The sequence below is a fragment of the Mucilaginibacter sp. genome (genome assembly GCF_028288205.1).
Lineage (GTDB): Bacteria > Bacteroidota > Bacteroidia > Sphingobacteriales > Sphingobacteriaceae > Mucilaginibacter.
Map to the genome: position 1 here is coordinate 1 of NZ_JAQBOD010000004.1, position 26,552 is coordinate 26,552.

General features: G+C 40.2%; 28 protein-coding genes and 1 tRNA gene. 16 read left to right on the plus strand and 13 right to left on the minus strand.

Features of this window, described 5'->3' with window-relative positions:
• Positions 1-342, plus strand: a 342-nt coding sequence (locus tag JWR23_RS00485; RefSeq protein WP_299511589.1) for a hypothetical protein, incomplete at its 5' end; no start/stop codon positions are given.
• 167 nt (positions 343-509) lie between these two features.
• Here the strand turns inward: JWR23_RS00485 and JWR23_RS00490 are convergent.
• Positions 510-582: transfer RNA gene (locus tag JWR23_RS00490), tRNA-Phe, on the minus strand.
• A 209-nt stretch (positions 583-791) separates the two neighbouring features.
• Between JWR23_RS00490 and JWR23_RS00495 the strand changes: the two genes are divergently transcribed.
• Positions 792-2,090, plus strand: coding sequence for a (Fe-S)-binding protein (locus tag JWR23_RS00495; RefSeq protein WP_299511592.1), 1,299 nt, complete (start codon positions 792-794; stop codon positions 2,088-2,090).
• A gap of 78 nt (positions 2,091-2,168) precedes the next feature.
• Entirely contained in the window at positions 2,169-2,960 is a 792-nt protein-coding gene (locus tag JWR23_RS00500) for a (Fe-S)-binding protein (protein WP_299511594.1), read from the plus strand.
• Here JWR23_RS00500 and JWR23_RS00505 read toward each other — a convergent pair.
• Positions 2,955-3,437 (minus strand): hypothetical protein, encoded by a 483-nt coding sequence (locus JWR23_RS00505; protein WP_299511596.1) that lies wholly within the window; start codon positions 3,435-3,437, stop codon positions 2,955-2,957. The two genes, JWR23_RS00500 and JWR23_RS00505, sit on opposite strands and share 6 nt — an antisense overlap.
• Positions 3,438-3,483: 46 nt before the next feature.
• Here JWR23_RS00505 and JWR23_RS00510 point away from each other — a divergent pair, with 46 nt between their 5' ends.
• Together JWR23_RS00510 and JWR23_RS00515 are read left to right on the plus strand one after the other, a co-directional pair.
• Positions 3,484-3,966, plus strand: a complete 483-nt coding sequence (locus JWR23_RS00510) for an ABC transporter ATPase (protein WP_299511598.1) — start codon at positions 3,484-3,486, stop codon at positions 3,964-3,966.
• A 277-nt stretch (positions 3,967-4,243) separates the two neighbouring features.
• Entirely contained in the window at positions 4,244-4,867 is a 624-nt protein-coding gene (locus JWR23_RS00515; protein WP_299511600.1) for a YdeI family protein, read from the plus strand.
• A 168-nt stretch (positions 4,868-5,035) separates the two neighbouring features.
• On the opposite strand, the gene JWR23_RS00520 is transcribed toward JWR23_RS00515, so the two are convergent.
• The 3 genes from JWR23_RS00520 to JWR23_RS00530 form a co-directional block, all read right to left on the minus strand.
• Entirely contained in the window at positions 5,036-6,016 is a 981-nt protein-coding gene (locus tag JWR23_RS00520) for a type I phosphomannose isomerase catalytic subunit (protein WP_299511602.1), read from the minus strand.
• Positions 6,017-6,036: 20 nt separating this feature from the next.
• On the minus strand, positions 6,037-6,732 hold the full coding sequence (locus JWR23_RS00525; protein ID WP_299511604.1) for a hypothetical protein: 696 nt from the start codon (positions 6,730-6,732) through the stop codon (positions 6,037-6,039).
• A gap of 85 nt (positions 6,733-6,817) precedes the next feature.
• A complete protein-coding gene (locus JWR23_RS00530; RefSeq protein ID WP_299511606.1) occupies positions 6,818-8,047 on the minus strand; it encodes an NADP-dependent isocitrate dehydrogenase in 1,230 nt (409 codons plus the stop codon).
• A 254-nt stretch (positions 8,048-8,301) separates the two neighbouring features.
• Between JWR23_RS00530 and JWR23_RS00535 the strand changes: the two genes are divergently transcribed.
• Both JWR23_RS00535 and JWR23_RS00540 read left to right on the plus strand, forming a co-directional pair.
• Positions 8,302-9,009, plus strand: a complete 708-nt coding sequence (locus tag JWR23_RS00535; protein WP_299511608.1) for a hypothetical protein — start codon at positions 8,302-8,304, stop codon at positions 9,007-9,009.
• 65 nt (positions 9,010-9,074) lie between these two features.
• Complete coding sequence (locus JWR23_RS00540; protein ID WP_299511611.1) at positions 9,075-9,488, plus strand: hypothetical protein; 414 nt, start codon at positions 9,075-9,077, stop codon at positions 9,486-9,488.
• 48 nt (positions 9,489-9,536) lie between these two features.
• Here JWR23_RS00540 and JWR23_RS00545 read toward each other — a convergent pair whose 3' ends face one another.
• The 3 genes from JWR23_RS00545 to JWR23_RS00555 form a co-directional block, all read right to left on the minus strand.
• On the minus strand, positions 9,537-10,082 hold the full coding sequence (locus JWR23_RS00545; protein WP_299511613.1) for a hypothetical protein: 546 nt from the start codon (positions 10,080-10,082) through the stop codon (positions 9,537-9,539).
• 44 nt (positions 10,083-10,126) lie between these two features.
• The gene (locus tag JWR23_RS00550; RefSeq protein WP_299511615.1) at positions 10,127-11,935 is read right to left on the minus strand and encodes a DNA polymerase III subunit gamma/tau; all 1,809 of its coding nucleotides are present in this window, start codon (positions 11,933-11,935) and stop codon (positions 10,127-10,129) included.
• A 168-nt stretch (positions 11,936-12,103) separates the two neighbouring features.
• Positions 12,104-12,355 carry a hypothetical protein gene (locus tag JWR23_RS00555; RefSeq protein ID WP_299511617.1) on the minus strand — a complete coding sequence of 84 codons (252 nt, stop codon included), beginning with the start codon at positions 12,353-12,355 and terminating at the stop codon, positions 12,104-12,106.
• A gap of 233 nt (positions 12,356-12,588) precedes the next feature.
• Here JWR23_RS00555 and rpsF point away from each other — a divergent pair, with 233 nt between their 5' ends.
• The 5 genes from rpsF (at position 12,589) to JWR23_RS00580 (ending at position 15,133) form a co-directional block, all read left to right on the plus strand.
• Positions 12,589-12,954, plus strand: a complete 366-nt coding sequence (gene rpsF, locus JWR23_RS00560) for a 30S ribosomal protein S6 (RefSeq protein ID WP_299511618.1) — start codon at positions 12,589-12,591, stop codon at positions 12,952-12,954.
• A complete protein-coding gene (gene rpsR / locus JWR23_RS00565) occupies positions 12,954-13,217 on the plus strand; it encodes a 30S ribosomal protein S18 (RefSeq protein WP_191162967.1) in 264 nt (87 codons plus the stop codon). The genes rpsF and rpsR overlap by 1 nt, the downstream gene beginning before the upstream one ends.
• A 17-nt stretch (positions 13,218-13,234) precedes the next feature.
• A complete protein-coding gene (gene rplI / locus JWR23_RS00570; protein ID WP_299511620.1) occupies positions 13,235-13,678 on the plus strand; it encodes a 50S ribosomal protein L9 in 444 nt (147 codons plus the stop codon).
• Positions 13,679-13,937: 259 nt separating this feature from the next.
• Positions 13,938-14,627, plus strand: a complete 690-nt coding sequence (mtgA, locus tag JWR23_RS00575) for a monofunctional biosynthetic peptidoglycan transglycosylase (protein WP_299511623.1) — start codon at positions 13,938-13,940, stop codon at positions 14,625-14,627.
• 203 nt (positions 14,628-14,830) lie between these two features.
• Positions 14,831-15,133, plus strand: a complete 303-nt coding sequence (locus tag JWR23_RS00580; protein WP_299511625.1) for a GIY-YIG nuclease family protein — start codon at positions 14,831-14,833, stop codon at positions 15,131-15,133.
• 72 nt (positions 15,134-15,205) lie between these two features.
• Here the strand turns inward: JWR23_RS00580 and JWR23_RS00585 are convergent, their stop codons facing one another.
• The gene (locus JWR23_RS00585; RefSeq protein ID WP_299511627.1) at positions 15,206-16,171 is read right to left on the minus strand and encodes an NAD-dependent epimerase/dehydratase family protein; all 966 of its coding nucleotides are present in this window, start codon (positions 16,169-16,171) and stop codon (positions 15,206-15,208) included.
• 473 nt (positions 16,172-16,644) lie between these two features.
• Here JWR23_RS00585 and JWR23_RS00590 point away from each other — a divergent pair, with 473 nt between their 5' ends.
• Together JWR23_RS00590 and JWR23_RS00595 are read left to right on the plus strand one after the other, a co-directional pair.
• Positions 16,645-17,823 carry a formimidoylglutamase gene (locus JWR23_RS00590; RefSeq protein ID WP_299511629.1) on the plus strand — a complete coding sequence of 393 codons (1,179 nt, stop codon included), beginning with the start codon at positions 16,645-16,647 and terminating at the stop codon, positions 17,821-17,823.
• Between the two features lie 58 nt (positions 17,824-17,881).
• A complete protein-coding gene (locus JWR23_RS00595; RefSeq protein ID WP_299511631.1) occupies positions 17,882-19,030 on the plus strand; it encodes a TlpA disulfide reductase family protein in 1,149 nt (382 codons plus the stop codon).
• Between the two features lie 175 nt (positions 19,031-19,205).
• On the opposite strand, the gene JWR23_RS00600 is transcribed toward JWR23_RS00595, so the two are convergent.
• The gene (locus JWR23_RS00600; protein WP_299511633.1) at positions 19,206-20,855 is read right to left on the minus strand and encodes an NAD+ synthase; all 1,650 of its coding nucleotides are present in this window, start codon (positions 20,853-20,855) and stop codon (positions 19,206-19,208) included.
• A 144-nt stretch (positions 20,856-20,999) separates the two neighbouring features.
• On the opposite strand from JWR23_RS00600, the gene gldB reads away from it, so the two are divergent.
• Positions 21,000-22,037 carry a gliding motility lipoprotein GldB gene (gene gldB, locus JWR23_RS00605; protein ID WP_299511635.1) on the plus strand — a complete coding sequence of 346 codons (1,038 nt, stop codon included), beginning with the start codon at positions 21,000-21,002 and terminating at the stop codon, positions 22,035-22,037.
• 73 nt (positions 22,038-22,110) lie between these two features.
• Here gldB and JWR23_RS00610 read toward each other — a convergent pair whose 3' ends face one another.
• From JWR23_RS00610 to fabG, 3 genes are all read right to left on the minus strand, one after another.
• A complete protein-coding gene (locus tag JWR23_RS00610; RefSeq protein ID WP_299511638.1) occupies positions 22,111-22,296 on the minus strand; it encodes a hypothetical protein in 186 nt (61 codons plus the stop codon).
• 84 nt (positions 22,297-22,380) lie between these two features.
• Positions 22,381-24,507, minus strand: coding sequence for a hypothetical protein (locus JWR23_RS00615; RefSeq protein ID WP_299511641.1), 2,127 nt, complete (start codon positions 24,505-24,507; stop codon positions 22,381-22,383).
• A gap of 97 nt (positions 24,508-24,604) precedes the next feature.
• A complete protein-coding gene (gene fabG, locus JWR23_RS00620; RefSeq protein ID WP_299511643.1) occupies positions 24,605-25,348 on the minus strand; it encodes a 3-oxoacyl-[acyl-carrier-protein] reductase in 744 nt (247 codons plus the stop codon).
• A gap of 174 nt (positions 25,349-25,522) precedes the next feature.
• On the opposite strand from fabG, the gene JWR23_RS00625 reads away from it, so the two are divergent.
• Positions 25,523-26,470, plus strand: a complete 948-nt coding sequence (locus JWR23_RS00625; RefSeq protein WP_299511644.1) for a TIM barrel protein — start codon at positions 25,523-25,525, stop codon at positions 26,468-26,470.
• Positions 26,471-26,552 lie beyond the last annotated feature (82 nt).

Sequence of the window (26,552 nt, forward strand, 5' to 3'; positions counted from 1 at the left end):
GGGACATATGTTGCCTTCTCAAAATGGTTGAAAAAGGGAGGAATCATGTCCCACTCAATTGATTTTAAATGTCACCGAACAACTAAACGTTGGAATGGTCACAGAACCTATAGCGAGTTTGAGTGGAGGATTGTAAAGGGGGGCCGAATGTTTTTGATAAACCGGCTGCCATACTCGGTACATCAGGAACTGCAGAAAAAGCACGGTTTCAGAATATTGAAGGAGCTTCCAATGATCATGGCTAACGATATTCCAAGGAATAAATTTTCACAAAGGTTCAGGAATCTTTCAGAAGAAGATATGACAACAAGCGAGGCGTATATGCTCTCCGTAAAAGAGTGATAAATGCATTTACTTCCTTTGATTCGGTATTTGCATAAAATAGAACAGATCGTAATTCTATCTGATAAAACAAATAAATTAAGTAAGAATCTGCACTTTTAGCTTCAAAAGGCACTTTAAAGCATAAAAAAACCTCTTAGCAATGCTAAGAGGTCTGGAAATGGTTGTGGTATCAGCTGGGATCGAACCAGCGACACAAGGATTTTCAGTCCTTTGCTCTACCGACTGAGCTATGATACCGACCGTTTAAGGACTGCAAATGTAGCCTTTTTTTTATTTATAGGTATTTTTTTTTGAAAATTCTGTTACTTAATTTATAGGTCGCGATTAACTATGCAGTAAATCAAATAATTACAGTTCCGCAAAAACAAAACGGTATGTAAATGTTTACTGTTATTTTAATAGTTGATAGATAAAACTATCTTTGAGTAAATTACTATGCACGCATAATGATTGCACAGATCATCTTTATCTTCATATTAATATCAGCCGTTTACCTGTTTAGTAAAAACGCGGGTAAAATCAGGCGCAATATTCTTTTGGGGAAAAACACCAATCGGTCAGATCAACTCGCCAGGCGATGGATGGTGATGGCAAAAGTGGCCCTGGGGCAAACCAAAATGGTTAAGCGCCCGGTAGCGGCTATAATGCACTTCTTTATTTATATAGGCTTTATCATTATTAATCTTGAAGTTTTAGAGATAATGATAGACGGCATATTTGGGTCACATCGCATATTTTCAAAACCTTTGGGCAGTTTGTATGGATTGCTTATAGGCGGGTTCGAAATATTAGCAGTATTGGTACTTACAGCCTGTATAGTTTTCCTTATCCGTAGAAACCTGATCCATCTAAAGCGTTTTAACGGCGCAGAGATGACCCAATGGCCAAAATCGGATGCCAACTATATCCTCATTATTGAGATATGCTTAATGGTCGCCTTTTTAACCATGAACACCGCCGACTATAAGTTACAGGCTTTACATTTTGGTCATTATATTAAAGCGGGTAGTTTCCCGGTAAGTAGTTTAATAGCTCCGCTCCTATCGGCAAATGCAAATACATTGGCTATTATAGAGCGTATTTGCTGGTGGCTGCATATTGTTGGGATACTGGCGTTTTTAAATTATCTGCCTTACTCCAAACATTTTCATATACTGCTGGCTTTCCCTAACACCTGGTATTCAAACCTGGAGCCTAAGGGAGAGTTTACCAATATGGCATCTGTTACCAATGAGGTTAAAGCAATGCTTGATCCATCGTTTGTACCCGAAGGCAATGGCGAAATAGCCCGCTTTGGTGCGAAGGATGTAACCGACCTCACCTGGAAAAACCTGATGGAGGCCTATACCTGTACCGAGTGCGGCCGGTGTACCGCTGTTTGTCCGGCTAATATTACGGGAAAGCTGCTATCGCCCCGTAAAATCATGATGGATACCCGCGACCGTATAACCGAAGTGGGTAATAACATAGATGAACATGGCAAGGAACACCGGGATGGTAAATCCCTGCTGGATGATTACATAACCCGTGAAGAACTTTGGGCCTGCACTACCTGCAACGCTTGTGTGGAAGCCTGCCCTGTAAATATAAATCCGCTGGAAATTATAACCGAAATGCGCCGATATATTGTTATGGAAGAATCGCAGGCGCCTGCAAGTTTGAACAATATGTTTGGCAATGTAGAGAATAACAGTGCCCCATGGAAATATAGCAATGCAGACAGGTTTAATTGGGTAGATAAATAGTCAGTATATCATTGGGTCATTAAGTCATTGTATCGCGACTTAATGACCTAATGACGCAATGGCTTAATGACTAAAAGAATGACAAAGATAAAAGTGCCTACCATGGCCGAAATGGCCGCCCAGGGCAAACAGCCCGAAATATTATTTTGGGTTGGCTGTGCAGGAAGTTTTGATGAACGCGCGCAAAAAATAACCCGCGATATTTGCAAAATACTACAGTATGTAGGTATAAGCTATGCCGTATTGGGTACCGAGGAAAGCTGCACTGGCGACCCTGCCAAGCGTGCTGGTAATGAGTTTTTGTTCCAGATGCAGGCCATAGCCAATATACAGGTGCTGGATGGTTACCATATTAAAAAGATAGTTACCGGTTGCCCGCATTGTTTTAATACCATAAAAAATGAGTACCCGGGTTTAGGGGGTAATTATGAGGTGATACACCACACGCAACTAATACAACAGCTAATTGACGAAGGCAAGCTAAAAGCCGAAGGGGGCGAAAGCTTTAAAGGTAAACGCATTACTTACCATGACCCTTGTTATCTGGGCCGGGGAAACAACGTTTATGAAGCTCCACGAAAAGCATTAGAAATATTAGATACTGAGTTGGTTGAAATGAAACGCTGTAAAAGCAATGGCTTATGCTGCGGCGCAGGCGGCGCGCAAATGTTTAAAGAGCCCGAGCCCGGCAATAAAGACATTAATATGGAGCGTATTGACGAGGTAATAGCTATTAACGCCCAGGTTGTGGCCGCTGCCTGCCCGTTTTGTATGACGATGCTAAGCGATGGCGTAAAGAACCATGATAAGGACGATGAAATAGTGGTACTGGATATCGCGGAGATAACCGTAAGGGCAAATGGCTTATAAACCTTTCATCTTAAAATAATTCAGCGCGTTGCGGAGGCTATCAAGCCGTTCGGGGTCCATATTTTTTACCGGGATATTTAAGACCATAGCCATCGAATCAACATTACCTTTTTTGTCATTATAGGTTTGTACAATAATATCATCTCCCCTGGCTTTTAACTGCAGGGTGCCATTACTAACATTACCCACATAATCTATATCATCTAACTTTTGCAGGAAGAAAGAGAAATATTCCTGCTTACCGTTTTGGTAAACTTTACGCATGCGGATAAACGAATCATCGGTTAATACCAGCTCCCATTTTTTTAATTTAACGTCGGATGATGGATCGAAGGATTGTGCCAAACATTTGTTACCCCAGCTTAACCAGTCCTGGTCGCCCATACCCGCGACAAAGCAAAAACTAATCAAAATGGTTAGTATGACAGAAAAAATAATTGCTATTTTTTTGATTTTTAGCAGAACTGATTTTACCATGACAACAAAACTCTGCCCCTAAGTTAATAAATTGGTAGCTTTGCACATGCAATTTTCTGAAAATTCAAGAGTATGGGTATATCAGTCGGATAAAAAACTGGCTGATGAGGTTGTACAACAAATACAGCAACGCTTAAACAGTTTTACTGCCGAGTGGACCGCCCACAATAACCAGCTTAAAGCCAAAGCCGAAATACGTTATAATCGTTTCTTTATATTGATAGTTGACGAAACGCAGGCAGGCGCCAGCGGCTGTTCTATTGATAAGTCGGTTAATTTTATGAAGCGATTGGAGCAGGAATTTAACATCAGCCTGTTTGATCGTTTTAATTTAGCTTATCGTGATGCCGGTGAGGTACTATCCCTGCCCCGTCATGGATTTGAAGAACTACTTAAACAAGGCACCATTAATACCAATACCATTGTATACAATAACCTGGTACAAAACCTTACCGAGCTGGAAACTAAATGGGAAGTACCATTTAAGGATAGCTGGCACATACAGTTATTTAGGGATTTGGTTAGTTAGTAAATTCACTTCTCATTTCGAGTTGTAAAACTTCGCGAAATTCTGAAAGATGAAATGACAAAAGAGCGCTGTCATGCTGAGCCGCGTCGAAGCATATGTGCGAGGGCCTTTACGCTCACTCTTCGAGGGCTTCTGTGAGTGACGCCTCTCACAACGTTTAAACAAACGTTTTTGCCCGGTTTAGATCAGGAGGGATCAGGCTGGGTCAGGTTAGGGTAGATCAGGGTAGAAATGGTTTAGAATTTGTTGTCCATATTTTTATCGTTAACTTGGTATTATGGAACAATACGATCACCGCATAGATGCTTACATCGACAAAAAACCTGCTTTTGCTCAGCCAATATTAAAACATTTGCGTGAATTGGTGCATTCAGTATCTCCATTGATATCTGAGACTATAAAATGGGGACATCCCTTTTTTGAGTATAATAACGGTACGCTTGCCAATATGGCTTGCTTTAAAGAGCATTTATCGTTTGGTTTATGGAGCAGTACAGCAATTGTGGATACGCATGGTGTATTACAACGCCCGGGCGAAAAAGAAGCTGCGGGAAATTTCGGGCGAATTACCAAATTGTCTGATCTGCCTGCTGATGATATCTTGATAGATTTTATCAAACAGGGTATGGCATTTAATGAAAAAGGCGAAAAATCTCCGGCAAGAAAAGCGGCCGCCGCCAGACCACCTAAAGCAGAGATCGCTATGCCCGATTATTTTTTAGAAGCATTGGCAAAAGACGAGAAAGCCGCAGCTGCTTTCTACAATTTTAGCCCATCACATAAAAGAGAATACCTGGAATGGATAATCGATGCCAAAACAGAAGCTACCCGCCAAAAGCGTACAGCAACCGCTATTGAATGGATGACAGAAGGTAAATCAAGAAATTGGAAGTATAAGTAGGCCCGCGCTTCTCACCTGCACGTCATTGCGAGGAACGAAGCAATCTCTACACTCGCTAATCAATATGAAAAAATATCGTTCAATGCATTGCTGCATAAAAAAGCACCCCCATTGTTGATGTCCTACGTAGAGATTGCTTCGTTCCTCGCAATGACGCGTTGTAACCTTTTACTCAATAAAGCTTTCCAATATCTTAAAGCCACTGGTAGTTTCCAGCTCTATTTTATCAATTGTTTTAGGTAACAATATACATTCGCCCATTTTAACCGGGTAGCTTTCACCATTATAGTTAATGGTGTACTCGCCGGCAACACAAACGTGTATTACAAACGAATCAAGATTACTGTAATCTTTACTTGTGCTTTCGGTAGCATCTAACACACTGGTAGTAAAATACGGGCATTTAACCAGTTGAACAGTTTCATCCTTTTCGGGCGTGTATTTGGTTTTATAGTTTCCGTAGTATTTATAATCTATCGCTGCTAAAGCTTCCTCGGTATGCAGCTCGCGTTTGTTACCATTGGCGTCTACACGGTCAAAATCATAAATACGGTAAGTTATATCAGATGTTTGTTGTATCTCGGCCAATAGCAAACCTGCTCCAATGGTATGCACACGTCCGGCAGGTAAAAAGAAAACATCACCCGCGTTTGCATCTTCACGGTTCAACACATCCATTAAATGACCGCTGTTAAATTTCTCTAAATACTCTTCCTGAGTTAATTCTTTATTAAAACCCGCAATTAACGTTGAGCCGGGATCAGCCTCAATTATATACCACATTTCGGTTTTACCGAAAGAGTTATGGCGCTTTTTAGCTAACTCATCATTAGGGTGAACCTGTATAGAAAGGTCCTCATTGGCATCAATAAACTTTACCAATAGCGGGAAGATATTGCCAAAATGTGCATATACCTTTTTACCCACTAATTCTTCGCCATATTTTTCTAACAGATCAGCTAATGATTCGCCGGCTAACGCGCCATTGGCAACAATAGAAACGTCGGTTTTTACGCCTGATATTTCCCAGGTTTCGCCACAGTTTGGTAGTGAACCAAAATCTTTATGCAAGTAGGTCTTTATTTTTTGACCACCCCAGATTTTGTCTTTGTAAATGGTTTTGAATTTTAGCGGATATAATGCAGACATAGCAGATATTAAATTTTGCGCTAAGTTAGGGATTTTGAATAAGCCTGAAACAAGGATTTTCTAAAAATTACAATCAACATAGTCATAAGCGCGGTATGTAGATAAATAAAGTCGGCTACGCCTAAAAAATGCCGCTGTGCTAAAAACCCAGCCCGCAATACTTTACCTAATAACATAAACTCGTAAGGCATCATTATACACATAGGTATAAAACATAATCCCAGCATTGTCCATAACCTGTTTTTATTGGCCAGTCTTTTATAGATCATATACAACGGCGGGAAAGACAGTATAAACACCACAGCAAAGCCAATTGATTTAATAAGCAATATACTTTGTCCATGTAATAAAACTTTCAATACAGTGGTCTCATCTCCCCTACCCATGCCTGCAGTAAATATCCTGGCGAATGCCATATTACAGGCTATTAATACCAGCGCCAAACTCCAATACCTGTTATTGTTTGACCGGAGTAGGAAATAGCCTGTCCACATCATGATATAGCTAAAAACTGGCCCGGCCATTTCTGCTATATAGATATGCGAGTTATTAATACAATCGGCACAAAAGGTCCATAAGTTAAAGTCTATCTGTTTACCAGTGCAGCCACATATAATATAAGCCACTGATAAATGAGCCACTTCATGCAGTTGGCCAAATACAAAAACAAATGCCATAAAGGCCAGGCAATAACGCCATGAGAGTTTAATTTCCATGCGGGCTATGACGCAGGTAGTTGAAAGCAGGTTACAAAAAAGCCCGGTGCAAGTTGCATCGGACTTTTTAATATTATTGGGTTAATTATTTACCCAGCTTAACTTTCAAATTCTCATTGATCGCTTCTAAAAATTCTTCAGTATATAAGTAATCTGTACCGTGCTCAACTTTTGATTTAATGGTGATAGCCAAATCTTTGGTCATTTTACCGCTTTCAACAGTTTCAATACAAACTTCTTCTAAAGCCTTACAGAAATCAATTAGTTCCTGGTTGCTATCCAATATGCCACGGAACTCTAAACCACGTGTCCACGCGAAGATAGATGCGATAGGATTAGTTGATGTAGGTCGGCCTGCCTGATGCTCGCGGTAGTGGCGGGTTACGGTACCATGTGCCGCTTCTGCTTCCATTACGGTACCATCAGGAGTAACCAATGTTGAGGTCATTAAACCTAACGAGCCAAAACCTTGCGCTACTGTATCAGATTGTACATCGCCATCATAGTTTTTACAAGCCCAAACAAAATTGCCGTTCCATTTTAAGGCGGATGCAACCATGTCATCAATTAAACGATGCTCATAGGTAATGCCGGCATCAGTAAATTTTTTCTTGTAGTCGGCTTGGTATATCTCTTCAAAAATATCTTTAAAACGGCCATCATATTTTTTGAGAATGGTGTTTTTGGTTGATAGATACAAAGGCCAGCCTTTCATTAATGCCTGATTAAAACAAGCATGCGCAAAACCACGGATAGATTCGTCTGTGTTATACATTGCCAAAGCAACACCATCGCCTTTAAAGTTAAACACTTCAAATGATTGCTCAGGGCTGCCATCTTCCGGCGTAAATTTTATGGTTAGTTTACCTTTTCCTTTAGTTAAAAAATCGGTAGCACGGTACTGGTCGCCAAAAGCATGACGGCCAATGCAAATAGGCGCTGTCCAGTTTGGCACTAAACGTGGTACGTTTGCCATTACAATAGGCTCGCGAAAAACAGTACCATCTAATATATTACGTATAGTTCCGTTTGGCGATTTCCACATCTGCTTTAAGCCAAATTCTTCTACACGCTGCTCATCAGGTGTAATAGTAGCACATTTAATACCCACACCATATTGCTTAATGGCATTCGCGGCATCAATAGTAACCTGGTCGTTAGTTTCATCGCGATATTCTAAACCGAGATCATAATATTTAATATCCAGATCCAGATAAGGAACTATCAGCTTATCTTTTATAAACTTCCAGATAATGCGGGTCATTTCATCGCCATCCAGCTCAACTACCGGATTATTTACTTTAATTTTTGACATACCAGGTGTTCTAATTTTTTTATTATTAATGGCACCAAATATATAAAAATTGATTTTACCATTTAGCTAATTACCTATTCAAAACTACCAAGTTGGTAATTTTTACGTTACTATTGTTTTATTGAAGTTTGATTGTACTTTTATCATTATTAAAATTTAAAAAAAATGCAACTATTATTTTAAAGCATTGTTTACCATATTATTTATGGTTGCCCTAATTATTGCCTATAAGTAACATACTGACATATTACTATATGATAAATTGTTTAAAAATTACTTTAATAACCGTATGTAGCTGTTTACTTTGTTATTCGGCTAAAGCACAAATAGGAAATGACTATGCACAATATGATTTAGGTATTGGCCTGGACATGAACAAAGCATATACCGACGCGCAAACGGTTACCCCTACCAAATCAGCTCATTTTAATTTTAATTATAATGTAAGCCCATATGTTAATTACGTGGTTGAATTGCAGTTTGGCGAATTAAAGGGTGGCGATTCTTTGACAACCAGTACAGGCAGGCAATTTACCAATAACTTCGCAGCGGTAATGTTTAGGGCACAGTTGCAGGCCGGCGAAATAATAGATTATTCGCAAAGCAAATTTGCCAATGCTTTAAAAAATCTTTATGCATCTACCGGTGTGGGGTTTGTTATAAATCATATGAAAGAAATTAACAGAGCTTCTATTCTGGATCCGGGATTCTATACACCCGGCGAAGACAATAGTAGCCAAATACTTATCCCGGTAAGGTTTGGGTATGAATTTAAGTTTTTTAATAGATATGATCAGCCCGGCTTTAAAATAGACCTGGGGTACCAATATAATTTTATAATGGGTGATGGCCTTGACGGTTTTACTATTGGTAATCAAAAAGATTCCTACTCTCAATACTCCATAGGGATAAAATTTGCTATAGGTGGAGTTGTCTCCTATAAAAAAAGGGTTGATTTTTGATATTAAACTGTTTTGGCAGGATTTTTTCTATATATTTTATGTATATTTAATAAAACACCAGCCACATGAGCAATAATCCATTTGATAACGAAAACGACGACAGGGACAAAAACCTTAAGGACGAGCTTGGCGAAACAGTTGACAAAGATCAATTGCGTTTTAACGCCGATGATAATAGTTATGAACTTGATGTAAAAAGTGATGATCCGAATTATGATCATCCTGACCCTTATAACACATCACAAAAAAATGGTGCCGATATCAACTCAACTTATGATGAAGCTAATCCTTATGATGTGATGGACGAGTATATACCAAATGAGTCATTAGAAACAGATGTTGACCAGTTGGGTATGCATATTGATGATGGCCAAAGTGTAATAGTTGACCCAATTGATGAAATGCTGTCACATACGCCCGAGGATGACAGGGATGATCTGGACGAAGAAGGTTATCCAAAAAATGATACACCTAAATAATAATCGGTAAATAAAAATTCGTAGAGACGCAATATTTTGTGTCTCTTTTTATTTAGTAAAAGTTACTAAATAAGCATTACGCAATAATTGCCCGCCTGCCGATACAATGAGCGGGTCTATTGCCAGCCAGGTCATTGACGTAGCAGTTAAATTTGTTATTTGTATACGGCTGTTAACGCTCCGCAAAAACGGATCGGCAGATAATTGAATATATAAAACACCGCTACTGGTTGTTAATTCATAGGTTTGGTTGGCTATTGCTGCTGTTAATCCTTCAAAGCCTGCTGTTTTACCAGTTTCGCTTAATAAAACAGAAGTAAACAAATTATTAGCCAGTGAGCTTGCTATCACAACATTATTTTGATTATAAAACTGCTTGATGGTTGTTGCTACCTTCCACAGAGCGGTTAAGTTACTATTATTAATAGTTGCACCTGTAATGGTAGTACCAATAACTGTACCTATTCCTGCCGCAGGGTCTGTGGTTTTTATATAGCCATCCTCGCCGGGTAGTACAGGCTTATCTAACTTGCATGAATTTAACCCGATGCAAAGCGTTATCAATCCTACCAATATCCGTCCGTAACTTTTCATCAGTTCTAATTGGAAACTTTATAAAAATAGAGCTTTTATCCGCATCAATCAAAATCAAGATTAAAGCGCTTTTTAAGCTCGGCCAATTGCGGATTTTTGGCTGCCATGTACTGGTATTTTTCCTGGCTGGTATATGGGCGCTTAACTCTTACCTGTTCGTCTATCCTGGTATTCACCTCTATACTATAGTTTTTAAGGGTACTGCGTAAGTAATTAAGCAATGGTGGTTTTTCATCACGGAATAATTGCTCCTGCACCTTATTTTCAACCACCACCTCAAACACATAGGGCTGCAGCATTTTTGGCACTTCGGATATAAATATGGTAAACAGGCTCATCTTGCCTTCGGCTTTTACAGTGGCGGCAAATACGTTCCAATGTTTTAAAAAATCGTCAAAACTAAAATCTTCACTGGCATCCCCTTTTTGGTATGGGTCTTCTTCTTCCGCTATTGTTTCCTGTGCGGCATTCAGATCTTTTAATGAGGGTATCTTTGTAGTGCCCCCATTTAAATTAGGGATGAAAACAGTTTTGGGCTTCTCTGCAACCGGCGTTTCCTTTACGGGCCCGGGAATTTCTTGTACAGGTTCTGATATTTTTGGCGCTGTTGTATAAATAGCCGGGGTATCGCTCATTACCGGCACCTCGTTATTGATAGTACCTGTTTTATGAGAACTTATTGCCGGGGTATCAGGTTTTTTTTTTAGCTGCCCGCTGTTATCGGGCATTGCGGTTAGCGGCGTGGTAGCCAGGCTAAATACCGAGAGCAGATGGCACATTTTAAGCAGAGCCAGTTCAACCTGCAAACGCTGGTTCTTGCTCAGTTTATAATTCAGGTCGCACTGGTTGGCAATATTCATGGCCGATAACAGGAACGACACATTTGCCGCCTGCGATTGCTGTAGATATTTAGCTTTAATACCCTCGCTTACTTCTAATAACTTTAAAGTTGATGCATCTTTGGTTACCAGCAAATTGCGGAAATGTTCTGACAAACCGGATATAAAATGCGCGCCATCAAAGCCTTTGGTTAATATCTCATCAAAACATAATAGGGTTTTGGCCGTATTTTCTCCTAATAAGCTATCAGTTATACTAAAATAGTAGTCGTAATCAAGTATATTCAGGTTATCAATAACCGAGCGATAGGTAACATTAGCATCAGAAAAGCTAACGATCTGGTCGAACATTGATAAAGCGTCCCTTAAACCGCCATCAGCTTTTTGGGCGATGATGTGTAGGCCGTCAACCTCATATTTAATACTTTCTTTTTGTGCTATTGATGCCAGGTGATGAGCCATATCATCAACGCCGATACGGTTAAAATCAAATATCTGGCAACGCGAAAGTATGGTAGGCAGTATTTTATGTTTCTCGGTAGTAGCCAATATAAATATGGCATAATGCGGTGGTTCTTCCAAAGTTTTCAGGAAAGCGTTAAAAGCCGCCTGCGATAGCATGTGTACCTCATCAATAATATAAACCTTGTAACGTGCGCCTTGCGGCGGTATACGCACCTGCTCTATCAGGCTGCGGATATCATCAACCGAGTTGTTTGATGCCGCGTCTAATTCATGAACATTAAAAGAGTTGCCATTTTGAAAAGACTGGCAGGTACTGCAAACGCCGCAAGCCTCGCCGTTAGGCTGTAAGTTTTCGCAATTAATGGTTTTGGCAAGGATACGCGCGCAGGTAGTCTTACCTACGCCACGCGGACCACAGAACAAAAATGCCTGCGCCAGCTGATTATTCTTAATAGCGTTTTTTAACGTATTGGTTATATGTTGCTGACCAACAACGGTTTCGAAAGTAGCCGGGCGATATTTGCGTGCCGAAACGATAAAATTATCCACAGCTACTAAGTTAGCAAGAAATTGCTTTACCTGAAAGTATCAAAAAAGGATTGTTGATAAATTGGAATTTCACTTTTCTCCCGCAGTCTGTGTCCTCACAGACTGCTACTGTAAAGTTGTCTGTGAGGACAGAGACAACGGCTGGTAAATACTTATCCCCTGTCTTATTTATTGTAAGTCATCATCCGGCAAATGATCGTCGTCGTCCGGCTCTGCATCGGGTTCATTCAAATCATCATTTACCTGTACAGAATGCAGATCATCCACGTCTTCGGCTTTGTCATCAAAATCCTCATCTTCTTCATCGCCCCAATCACCTTCTTTAAACTCCCCATTTTCTCCCGGCGATTGAAAATAAATGGTATCATACATAAACGTAGTGTGGTTTGCTTTTTGGCTTTCAAGATATTCAAACTCCATGGCAGTAATATTTTGGTAATTAAAAGACAACCGAACTTAAGTTAATGTTTTGTATAGAATGTTAATTAGACGTTTTATTTTTATTAACAAAAGTTAGCTATTGTAATCAGCTATAATGGTAGCATTAATACCGTCTGTTATTTTACTGCCATTTCTGTTGGATAAGTAAAAATAACTTACTACATTTGCAACCCCGAATTATCGGGTAATTAATTAAAAATCAAAGTATAATAATGCAACAGTACGAAATCGTGATCGTTCTAACCCCGTTGTTATCAGAAGAAACTGCTAAAGAGGCAATAGCCAAATATAGCAAAACCTTAACTGATGGCGGAGCCGAAATTGTCCAGGAGGATAATTGGGGTTTGAGAAAATTAGCGTACCCTATCCAGAAAAAATCTACAGGGTACTATCACTTAACTGAATTTAAGGCTCCGGGTGAATTAATTAACAAATTGGAAGTCGAGTTAAGGCGCGATGAGCGTGTTTTGCGTTTCCTTACCATTGCTTTGGATAAACATGCCATTGCATACAATGACAAAAAACGCACAGGTGCCTTTAACAAGAAACCAGTTGCTAAAGTGGAGGAAACCAAATAATGGCAAACGATCAAATTAAATACGTTACCGCCCCTAAAGTAGAGGACAACCGTAAAAAATACTGCCGTTTTAAAAAGAATGGTATTAAGTATATTGATTACAAAGACGCTAACTTTTTATTAAAGTTTATTAATGACCAGGGTAAATTATTACCCCGTCGTTTAACAGGTACTTCATTAAAGTTTCAGCGCAAAGTGGCCCAGGCCGTTAAACGCTCTCGCCATATTGGTTTATTACCTTATGTTACAGACTCATTAAAATAATCGGGAGGTAAGAAAACATGGAAGTTATTTTAAAACAAGACATAAAAAACCTGGGTGATAAAGACGATGTAGTAACCGTTAAACCAGGATATGGCCGTAACTACCTTTTTCCTAAAGGTTATGCCATATTAGCTACTGTATCTGCACGTAAAGTTTTAGCCGAAAACCTAAAACAAGCGCAGTTTAAACAAGAAAAAATACGCAAGGATGCTGATGCAATTGCCGCCCGTTTAGAAGGTGTGAAATTGACCATTGGCGCTAAAGCCGGCGAAACCGGTAAAATCTTTGGTGCTATCAACACAATTCAAATTGCTGATGCATTGAAGAAAGAAGGTTTTGAAGTTGACCGTCGTAGAATTACTTTTGACCAGGAACCAAAATTTGTTGGTGATTACACCGCAATTGTAAACCTGCATAAAGAAGTTAAGGTACAAGTACCTTTCTCTGTAGTAGCTGAGTAATTTTAATTTCGGATATCGGATTTTCGATTTCGGATTTAGAATAATATAGAATTTAAAGGTGTTTAGCGTTGCTAAACACCTTTTTTGTTTTACAATATCCAAGCTGTCATTTCGACGAGGAACGAGGAGAAATCTATACACGCGTTATGATATGTATAGATTTTTCCGCTATTGCTCAAGAGATAGTTCTCACTATCGTTCGAAATGACATTTTGTTAAACAATTCCGAAATCCGAAATAATTAAGATATTTTCGCCGTATGAAAGGTCTCGGCAAACTCATCTGGCGCATTGTTAAACTAACCCTGATTCTTTTTATCGGGATCACCATGTTTTGGGTTATTATGTACCGCTTTATAAACCCGCCTGTAACATGGCTAATGCTTACCCGCGGGTTTGAGCAAAAAGCCGCCGGAAAACCCTGGAAGATAGACAAGCATTGGCGCGACTTTGATGATATTGCCGACCCCATGAAACGCGCCGCCGTAGCTGCCGAAGATCAATTGTTCCTGGATCATTTTGGTTTTGATTTTAAAGCAATGGAGCGGGCCATTGATAAAAACTCGCATTCGCATAAGCTCATTGGCGGCAGCACCATATCACAACAAACGGCTAAAAACGTTTTTTTATGGCCGGGGAGGTCGTACATACGCAAAGGATTTGAGGCTTACTTTACCTTACTGATAGAAGTTTTCTGGAGCAAACGCCGCATTATGGAAGTTTATCTGAACGAAATTGAAATGGGCGATGGTATATATGGCGTAGAAGCAGCAGCACAGACCTATTATCATAAAGACGCTTTCGACTTAAACCGCCAGCAATCTGCTGCAATAGCTTCTATTTTCCCTGATCCGCTAAAATGGTCGCCAACTGATCCGACAGATTATGTGAGGCACAGGCAATATTTGATTATGAAGAATATGCGCAGGTTAGGGCCGATGGATTTTTAAGCTTAACCCTCATTATGCATTATTGCGGCACGAGTGTAAAGATCTATATCGCTACGCTCGCGATGAGGTGTACGGTTAAACGGGAGTACTCACAAAATGAGACTCACTTCATCACCAACCTATCTCCAAGCGTCATCGCGAACGAGGTACGAGTGTGGCGATCTCTACACGATAGATAACTAATTATTCTTTTAATTTACCGTATGGTATTTCAAAAAGGTGGCTGCGTTTATATCGTTACAAATAAAATGCATACAGTTTTGTATGTTGGTGTAACATCTGCTATAACATGCCGGATATGGGAGCATAAAAACAAGGTTCATCCCAAAAGCTTTACTGCGAAATACAATTGCGATAAGTTGATTTATTATTATTTCTATTCGCATATTGAGGAAGCAATAGCAGCAGAAAAATCACTTAAAGATCGTAGTAGAGACTATAAAAATCAACTGATAAGCTCATTAAATTCTGAATGGAAGGATTTATACGATACCTTAGAAGACTAACTATTCGTACACCTATCGTGTAGAGATTGCCACGCTACGCTCGCAATGACGAGGTGAGCGCGTTAGCCAAACCTATCCACCCAATCTTTCACAAATCTCCCTAATCGATCTGCTTATCGGTTTAAACTCAATATTAACAGCGGCTTTAATTTTAGAGTTATCAAAATTGCGTATTTGTGTAGACGACTTAGCAGCGATCTTATCCAATGCAGGCGATGTACGCGTAATGAAAGCGATAACCGCCGCCCCACGCCAGGCCATTTCCATCATCCAGGCTTTGGCTAATATGGCCGGCGGGGGTATGTTAAAACCTTTAGCTATTTCGGCAGTAATATCTTTGTAACTCCAATTCTCAGCATTAATAATGTAACGCTCTTCGGCAATATCGCTTTCCATCAATGCTATCATACATTTGGCCACATCTTCCACATCAACAAACCCGGCCGTACCTTCTGTATAAAATTTAAGTCCTTTACGTACCGTTTCAAAAAGCTGCCCGCTACCTAAAACACCCGCATTAGCGCCTATAATTAGTGATGGATTAACAATTACCGCATTCAATCCTTCGGCAATTCCCCGCCACACTTCCATCTCGCTTTCCAGTTTTGATATGGCATAGCCATCATTTTCGGTAGACGATTCCAGGTGATGGTCCTCTGTTATCAGCTCGCCCGGCTTAGCCTGTCCTATGGCGGCTATGGAGCTTACATGCACCAGCTTTATATCCCGGTCAAGGCATAAGTTAACCAGGTTGGCCGTACCGGTAACATTGGCACGTATCATGGGCTCTTTATCGGCCTGCTTTAATGATACCCATGCCGCACAGTGATAAACCTGTGTTACGTCCTGCAATGCATCCTCTAACGCAAAAATATCCAGCATATCGGCATCTACCCATTCAATTTGGGTATAAGGCAATAACAAAGCGGGAATAACTGAAGTAGCGCGTTTGGTACAACGTATCTGCTCACCTTTTTTGGCCAATTGCTTAGCCAGTTCTGATCCTAAAAAACCTGTAGCGCCTGTTATTAATATCATGAGCTACAAATGTGGCAATTTTTTGATTTGAAATGGCTTTTTTTTACCCTCTTTCCGCGCAGCGAAGAGAGGGTCGACCAGCGTAGCGTAGTCGGGGTGAGTCACCGCGATAGGTAAACGTTATGCTAGCGCCCTCCTGTTTTTGTTACACACAAATGTGAAACAAAATGTAACAAGTGAAACAAGATTTCGGCTTAATATATTGATAATAAACAAATTACGAAAAAGTGATGAAACAAAATGTAACAACTTATCCGTCTGTTTTTTCATGAATAAAATTTAACCACCATGCTGATTATCAATTAATTGCAAATAGCAAAATTTTGAAGTGATGAAACAAGATTTTTGGGTGTTTTTTGCGTGATGAAACAAGGTATTCGCCCTGTGGCGGAAAGAGGGAATTAGATTATTCTATTGCACATCTGCCCATCTATCTGCATATTTGCATATACGCACATTTGCACATCAATTACATGTCCTTATCCGATTTCTTTACGCCTATCGACCTTAAAAAGATCATTCCAAAAAATGGTTATTATACCAGCCATTTAGGCAGTAAGATAGACCATTATTCGGTTACCTTCCCGGATCTGGAACAAACACATATTGCTATCATTGGTGTGCAGGAAGACCGTAACGCCATAAATAATCCCGGTTGTGCTTTAGGGCCAGATTATGTACGCGAAAAACTATACCAGTTAAACGAAGGGGCATACAATACTAAAATTGTTGATCTGGGTAATATCCGCCAGGGCGAAACCGTTACCGATACTTATTTCGCTCTTAAAACCGTAGTTGCCGAACTTATTAAAATGGATATTATCCCTGTGATTATTGGCGGCGGGCAGGATCTTACCTATGCCCAATACCTGGGCTATGAAACTTTAGAGCAAAAGGTTGATTTAGTTATTGTGGATTCGCACTTTGACCTGGAAGACGACGAAAATATAGATAGTATTGAAACAACCTCAACATCATATTTAAATAAAGTGTTTTTACACGAGCCTAATTACCTGTTTAATTACAGCAACCTGGGCTATCAAACTTTTTTCGCCAGCCAGGATAGCCTGCGGGTAATGGAGAAGCTTTTTTTTGATGTACATCGTTTAGGTGAGTTAAGCTATAATGTTACCGTAACCGAACCTATCATTCGTAATGCCAATATGGTAAGCTTTGATATAGGCGCAATTCGCGCATCAGATGCTATGGGTAATGCCAATGCAACACCCAATGGTTTTTATGGCGAGGAAGCTTGCCAGATATGCCGTTACGCGGGGTTCAATGATAAGCTAACCTCTATAGGTTTTTATGAGTTTAACCCGGCTTATGACAGCAATGGCCAAACCGCTATGCTGCTATCACAAATGATATGGTATTTTATTGACGGCGTTTATAACCGTAAAAAGGATTTCCCGCTTAACCCAAAATCGCAATATCTGATCTATAAAACCAGCCTTAAACATGATGCGCACGAGTTGGTGTTTGTAAAAAGCAAAAAATCCGACCGTTGGTGGATGCAGGTACCCTATCCTACGGGTGGCTCAAAAAATGCACGTTTTCATTTGGTGCCATGCCGATTCGAGGATTATAAAATTGCAACATCCGGCGAAATGCCAGATCTTTGGTGGCGCACTTATCAAAAATTAAACTAACAGGCAATCCTTAAGCTATTTATACGTTAATTATCTTATATAATATTCAATTTGATTCATGAAGAAATTATTTTTTCTAACAATGGCTTTATTGCCATCAATAGTATTTTCACAAACACTAACTAAAAATTTTACAATAAAAGGCAAGGTTGGCAATATAAATTCTCCTGCCGAGGCTTTTTTGTTTTACCAGATTGGTGCTAACCGGGTTATTGATTCATCAATGGTTGTTAACGGTAGTTTCAGTATTTCGGGCTTTATATCTAACCCTGTAAATGCTTATTTAATAATTGACCATAAAGGCGTGGGGATTCAAAAATTAGATAAAAACCCAGACGTAATAACTTTCTTTTTAGATAAAAGCAACATAACCCTAACCACAGCCCGTGATTCTGTATACACCGCTAAAGTTACCGGTTCTGTAATAAATGATGAGAATAATGATCTCACCCGCCAATTAAAATCAATTAATGATGAAGCTAAAAAACTCGATGACGAAAGAAATACCGGCCTCAAAAACAAACAAAATACAACCGGTTTTCAACGCGATATTGAAGCAAGAGGAAAGGCTTTGCAGGATAAGCAAAAATCTATCCTGCAAAATTTTATTGTAACCCATCCTAACAGCTACCTAAGCTTACTTGTGCTAAACGCGTTGGGCAAACAGGGAAAGGACCCTGCAGAAATGGAAAGCCTGTTTAATGCTTTAACCCCTGCAATAAAGGATATGGAGACAGCTAAAATGCTGAAAAAATCTATCGACGATTCGAAAATCACCGCTATTGGCGCTATTGCTCCTGATTTTATACAAACCGATGTAGATAGAAACCCCATAAGGCTTTCATCTTTTAGGGGCAAATATGTATTGATTGATTTTTGGGCATCGTGGTGCGGCCCGTGCCGCATGGAAAACCCTAATGTAGTTAAGGCTTATAACAAGTATAAAAATAAAAACTTTACCATAATCGGCGTTTCGTTAGACAGGCCCGATGGTAAAGCCGATTGGGTAAATGCCATAAAAAAAGATGGGCTGGAATGGACGCAAGTATCCGATCTGAAATACTGGAGTAACCAGGTAGCTGTGTCTTATTTTATCACAGCCATCCCTGCAAACTTCCTTTTGGACCCTAATGGAAAAATCATTGCCAAAGACCTGCGCGGCAGCGACCTGGAAGATAAATTAGCAGAGTTGTTTGGGAAAATATAAAAATTATTACCTCACCCCTCTCAAACACGTCATTGCGAGGAACGAAGCAATCTCTGCACTTGCTAATCAATTGTGATAAATGTTATTTAGGCACTGCATTAAATAAGCAACCCTCCTATTGAATGTCCTACGTAGAGATTGCTTCGTTCCTCGCAATGACGCATAATGGGACTGCTTACTGCAAATACTTCCCAACTATAGGCATCCTTCTGCCCATGCCAAATGCCTTAGGCGATACCCTTAAAATCGGCGGGGTTTGATAGCGCTTGTGCTCTGCCAAATTAATAAGCCTTATTGCACGATGCACGGTTTGCTCGTCATAACCCATTTTAACGATCTCGGCAGCCGAGCAACGGTACTCAATATACTCAGCCAATATTTTATCAAGTATATCGTATTCAGGTAATGAATCAGAGTCTTTTTGCCCGGGCCTTAACTCGGCAGATGGCGGTTTAATGATTGAATTTTCCGGTATGATCTCACGCTCGCGGTTAATATGTCGCGCCAGCTCAAAAACCTGTGTTTTGTATACATCACCAATAACAGATATGCCGCCGCACATATCGCCATATAAAGTACCATAGCCTACTGCGGCTTCGCTTTTGTTGGATGTGTTTAACAAAATGAAGCCAAACTTATTACACATAGCCATCAATAATACCGCACGGCTGCGCGATTGTATATTCTCTTCGGCAATATTAAATGGCAGGTCCGTAAACTGCGGACTTAACGCGGTTTCAAACGCTTCGGTAATATTTTTTATGGCGATGGTTTCGCTCATGCAACCCAGATTACTTACCAGGTCCTCGGCATCTTTTAAAGAATGATCGCTTGAAAATTTAGAGGGTAATAATACAGCCATTACATTTTCTGCACCCAACGCCTCGGCAGCCAGCGCGCACACCACAGCCGAATCTATCCCACCTGATAAACCTAATATGGCACGGGTAAATCCCGATTTATAAAAATAATCCTGTATACCTAAAATAAGCGCCTGGTGTATTTGCGCTATATCACTTTCCCGTTCTTTTTTAATGGTCGACCGATGATCAAAAGAAACAGCTCCCTTATCATCCAAAGTATAATAGGTCAGGCATTCCTCAAAATAAGGCAGCTCATCAATCAGGTTACCGCCATTATCAAATACTAATGATCCGCCGTCAAAAATAAGCTCAGTTTGCGCGCCAACGTGGTTCACATAAAATAAAGGCAAATTATAGCGTGCAGCATTATCTTTTAAAATAGCAATACGCTCTTCATCGTGGTTATAAGCAAAAGGAGAAGCGGCAATATTTATCATTACATCAGGCTGCTGCTTTATCAGCGTATCCATTGGCCTGGTTATGTATAACGGGTTTTCAATAGTGTTCCACAAATCTTCGCAAATAGTTAAGGCTATTCTATGTCCCTTAAACTCAATACAATTAAATTCGGTCGATGGTTCAAAATAACGATATTCATCAAAAATATCATAGTTAGGCAGCAGCGCTTTATTTACAATGGCTTTAACTTTTCCGTTTTCGATAAAATATGCAGAATTATTAAGGTCCTTGCCCTCTGTTTTGTTATTAGGAATAGGCAAGCCAATTATACAGGCAATATCAGTACATACAGCAGCAATTTTTTGGGCCGCGGCAGCGCATTGACTGATGAACTCGCTAAATTCTAAAAAATCGCGTGCAGGATATCCGCAAACACATAGTTCGGCAAATACAACCAGATCAGCACCATTTTTCCGTGCCTTTTGTATGTTTTGGATGATCTTAGCCGTGTTCGACTCAAAATTACCTACGTGATAGTTAAGCTGGGCTAATGCTATTTTCATCAGAATAATCTGTTTTTAAATGGTGCTGAAGCTATCATGAGCGTTTTTGTAATTGCAGCTCATGATGGTTTCATATATAATATTACAAGTACTTAACTTGCATCTAAATGCAAATAATAAATTATTTTTGCTGAAATTATAAAAATGATACCAACCTCTTACAAGTTCAAACAAATTTATTTATTTTTTATTATCGGTTTACTGTTAACAGCTTGCAACCGCGATAAAAAAATTGATGTTAGCAATATACCAATTGAAGTTAAAATTGAGCGCTTCGATCATGATTTTGACGCCATGCGTACAAAACCAATGCTGCAGCAGGCAAATTTTATGCAAAAGAAGTATGGCATTTTTTACCGGGACTATATTGAACAGATATTGGAAGCAGGCAGTACTGCCGATACCGGCTATTTTAATATATTAAAACCTGTATTTAAAGGGCAGGCATATTTAGACGTAAAGCATGACGTTGATGAAGTTTACCCTAACCTGGATAAGCAAGAAACCGAGCTGACTGATGCCTTTAAGCGCATTAAGTACTTTTATCCCAAAAAAAATATACCAAAAGTATATGCCTATTTTTCTGGCTTTAAGGCACAAACTGCTGTTGGAAACGGATATTTTGGTATTGGGCTGGATTTGTTTTTGGGTGCTAATTCGCGGTTCTATCCTTCATTAACCGAAGTCTTCCCGCGTTATATATCCAGAAGGTTCACGCCGGATAATATTACCCCGCGTGTTGTTGAAGGCATGGCCCGCGAGGATATGTTCCCCGAAAGTGACAATGACAAAACCTTATTATCTAAAATGATATACAGCGGTAAAATATTATATTTTATCGACCAAATTTTACCCGATGTGGCGGATACAACTAAAATTGGCTATACCACTAAACAATTAAATTGGTGCATTAATTCGCAATCAATTATATGGGGTTATTTTTTAGAACAGAATTTATTGTATGAAACCGATTACGAAAAATTGCAGACTTATTTAGGCGAAGCGCCTTTTACGCCGCAATTAGGCGAGCGAAATGAATCGGCACCCAAACTGGGTATATGGACCGGCTGGCAAATTGTGAAACAATATATGGAGAAGCATCCCGATGTTACCCTACAACAGCTAATGGTTACTAACGACGCACAAAAAATATTGAATGATGCTAAATATCATCCCAAATGATATACATCAACAGCTATAAGCAAAAAAAGCGTCCCGGAAACCGGAACGCTTTTTTTATATGTTGAAATGTAAATTACTTAATTATAGTAAATATAGCTTTAAGCCCCATGCCTGCACCAATTGCCAATATAATATTGGCCGCTGACGAAGCATGTTTAAAATCTGCAAAGCGTAAATAAACGCCTACCAAACCTATAACTACCGCTATAACTAATAATATGTAATGACGATCTGAATTTGCTTCCTGTGTTGAGTTCATATACTGCTATTTTTTTGTTGGCACAAAAATAGAAATGTTTAGGTAATTACCTAATAAGATTTTTTAATTTAACTAAAATCTTCTTTACACCTCCCCTTCCCGTTTCCTTAAAAACCATTCTGCCCCTAACAAAGCTATTATCAGCACAAATATCCATTTAACATCTATCAGGTCGCTGTAGTGTTTGTCTTCATATACCAGGGTCTTAATGTTTTCGTTTTGCTTTATCAGGTTCACCAACTTATTAATTTGCGATGGTTGCAGCATTTCGCCGCCGCTTTGTTTGGCTATATTTCTAAGCAGCTGATGGTTGGCCGCGCTTTGGCGGATCTCTAAATTAAGCGGTTTAACGGTTAACTGCCCGCTGGCATTGAACAGGCGGTTACCCAGTTTGGTGTTAGCTGTGTAAGTATATTCGCCAACCGGCAACGTCCCGGCATCCAGCTGGTAGCTTTGCCCGTTGCGGGTAAATAAGAAGCTGTAGTTTTTACCGTCGGTGGTTTTAAGGTCTATTTTTACGTCGGGGGTGTTTGTCAGCTCAAGCGCGTCATTATATAGCTCGGCATTTAGCAATACATTCTCACCCTCATCAAAAATGTTTTTTGCTGGATAGGCCCTAAAACGTTGCCTGTTGGCATTGGCGGTAAGGTATTGTACGCTTTGGTTAAATAATTCTTCCAGCGCGTGGTGATTACCGTAAGTTTGATACTCCGTTAATTGCCAACGCCATAAACCCTCGGCAGTAAGCACACCTGTGCGCCTGCCATTATCGTCCCCAAATAAAAGTAAAGGATAGCTTGTTGCTACCGATCCTATTTTTTGCTTAAACAACACGCCGTTAGCAACCGAAGCAGTATAACTGCCAAATGGTGCCAATAAAGGCGGCATCCTGCTTATTTTTTGTAGGGTAGAGTCTGATAAGGTAAATGATGAAAAATCCGGCACAGGTTGTACAAACGTTTCCTGCATCTCTTGCCGGGCAGTGCTTATACGGATTAGCTTTTGCCGCGTATTAAAATTAAAAATATCAGCCTGCGCACCCAGCATATACCAAAGCGGTGTTTTGCCTTTGGCGATAAAATCCTTCAACGTGCCAAAGCTAATTGCCGATGGCTGGTAAAGTATAACCAAACTATAATCACTCAGCTTTACTGATCCTATATCAGCTGTTAGACTTGTTTTAACCTCATAATTTTTATTGCTTTCTATGGCCTGGCGTATTACGCTGATATCCGGGTGCGGACCATCATATAACAGCAATATCTTCTGTTTGGCGTCCAGTACCTCTACATAAATAGTCTCTGTATTATTTTGTGTAGACAGTTCATTTTTAACCGGCATTATGCCGATGTTAAATTTATGGATGCCTTTCCTATCAGCATTTAACTTAATAGTAAGCAATTTTTTAAACCCGTCGCTATTAACCGCAATGATCTGCGAGTTTACCTGCCTGCCATCTTCGGTAACGGTTAAGTGCATGGTTTCGCCTTTACTTTGCCAGGCCTCGACCAAAACCTCTATCTCAAAATCGTTGCCTAAAAAAGCGGTTTTGTTGTAGTTAACGTTGCCTATTAACAAATCGCGTTTGGCAACAGTATCGCCAAGCGCAACGGTGTAGATGTTGGTTTTAAAATTGCGCGCCTCATATTGCGGATCGCTACCCTGGTTGTATGAGCCATCGGTAGCTAATATTAATGCACCTATATTTTGGTTTACAAACCTGTCATTCAACTGGTGCAGCGCGGCGGCGATGTTGGTTTGCCTGGCATTAAAGCTTTTAGATAGACCGCTATTAAGGTCGTGCCCGAAATTAAATTCCTGCACCTCATACCCATCGCCTAATTGTTGCTTGAGCTTGCCCAGTTCGTCAACAAATTTAGCCCCCTCTAAATCTCCCCCGGAAGGGGAGACTTTTCTATCGCTTTTGGCCGGAGCTTTAAATAGTTTTATAGATTCTGAATTATCCTGTGCTATTAAAATAAGCGGCTTTTGCGGCTTGTAATTTGTAGATTTTACCAGTGGCGATACCAGCAGCAAAGCAATAAAAAACACAGCTATTGCCCTTACGGCAGATAAAATATAGCGGAACTTATCGGCCAAATGCACCGGCTGGCGGTACATCACCCAGGCATATAATACACCCAACAGCAGGCATACCGGCGCCCACCATCCCGAAATTGTTCCCCAGGTAATTGAAAATAAAAACAGCATATCTGTATTTCAAATATGCTGTTTTTTTATGGTAAAGGATAAAAGTAAACTGTAAAATACTTATACCAATCTCTAATCACTAACCTCTAATTACTAACTACAACATTCCCCCATCAACAGGGATAACCTGCCCGGTAATATAAGTTGCCATATCTGACGCCAGGAAAACACAGGCGTTGGCTACATCTGCAGTTTCACCAGCGCGTTTAAGCGGGATAGCTTGTGCCCAGCCTTCAACAACCTTAGGGTCTAACACCTCGGTCATTTCGGTACGGATAAAGCCCGGGGCAATAACATTGGTACGTATATTACGCGAGCCCAGCTCTTTAGCTATTGATTTGGAGAAGCCAATAATACCCGCTTTTGAAGCCGCATAATTAGCCTGCCCCGCGTTACCATCAACCCCAACTACCGAACTCATGTTAATAAACACGCCATCGCGGTTCTTCATCATAATTTTTGATGCCGCTTTGGTTATGTTAAAAACAGATTTCAGGTTAACCTCTAAAACATCGTCCCATTGTTCTTCGGTCATGCGCATCAGCAAACCATCTTTGGTAATACCGGCGTTATTTACTACAATATGTAAAGTGCCAAAATCGGCTATTATATCATTGATAAGTTTTTCTGCTTCGTCAAATTTTGACGCGTCAGAGCGGTAGCCCTTTATTTGGGTACCAAAGCTTTGCAGTTCCTGCTCAAGGGCCTGTCCTTTTTCAACAGACGATAAATAAGTAAAAGCCACATTAGCGCCATGCTCTGCAAACTTCTCTGCTATTTTGCGCCCAATACCTTTTGACGCTCCGGTTATTAACGCGGTCTTTCCTTCTAATAATTTCATAAACTTTTTAACAATCAGTTTCGGGGCGTGAAGATAGGTATTTAGTATGAAAAGTTAATAAATGGCGATAATGGTATTGTGAACATGCAACAATTTCACTGCGGGCGATGCCTTATTTATTAAATTTTATTAATTTGGCACCAACCATTATAACAACAAATTAAAATCCGGCTCATGAAAAATAATCACCTATCCAGGCGCATGTTTATTGGCAGCAGTGCAGTTGCCGCTGCAGGAGCGTTGATACTGCCTAAAATATCTTTTGCCCGCACAGTTTTGAGCGGAGCTGACAAACCAAACTCGGTAGTTGGTGGTGTATTGATAGGTGTAACAACTTACTCTTACGGCCAAATGAAAAACGTTACTGCCGAGGATATGCTGCAGTATTGTTTACAAGACAACATTAGCGGTGTTGAGCTACGGGGTGATGCTGCCGAGCTAACCGCGGGTGCACCAAAACGTGCTACCGGGCAGATGGGGGCCGATTTTTCTAAAGCCATGGCCGACTGGCGTGCCAACATATCAATGGATAAATTTAAGGCGATACGCAAAATGTATAATGATGCGGGTGTAACTATCTATGCTTACAAACCTGTGGTTTTTGGCGTTAACAATACTGATGAAGAAATTGAGTACGCCTTTAATGCCGCCAAGGCGCTTGGTGCAACACATTGTAATTGTGAAATGCCCGATAGCGATGCTCAAACCAAACGCATTGGCGACCTGGCTACCAAACATAAAATGCGGGTAGGTTATCATGCCCATACCAACGCCACGCCTACCTTATGGGACACCGCCATGAGCCAGTCTGAATACAACTGCATTAACCTGGATATTGGCCATTATGTAGCAGGTACCAGCAGCAGCCCTATTCCGTTTATTGAGAAAAACCACGCCCGCATAACCAGCATGCACATTAAGGACCGTAAATTTAATAACGGGCCAAATACGCCATGGGGCGAGGGTGATACGCCAATTAAAGATGTATTATTACTGATGAAGAAAAATCATTACAAGTTTCCGGCGACTATAGAGTTGGAGTACAAGATACCTGCCGGGTCTGACGATGTAAAAGAGGTTTTAAAATGCCGCGATTTTGCTGCCGCCATTTTAAAGGGGTAGTTAGTCTTTCTTGTGGCTGATTATTGGCATTGCTGCTAATATGCTATTAATTTTACTGTAGGTGTATACGGTAAGTGTATAC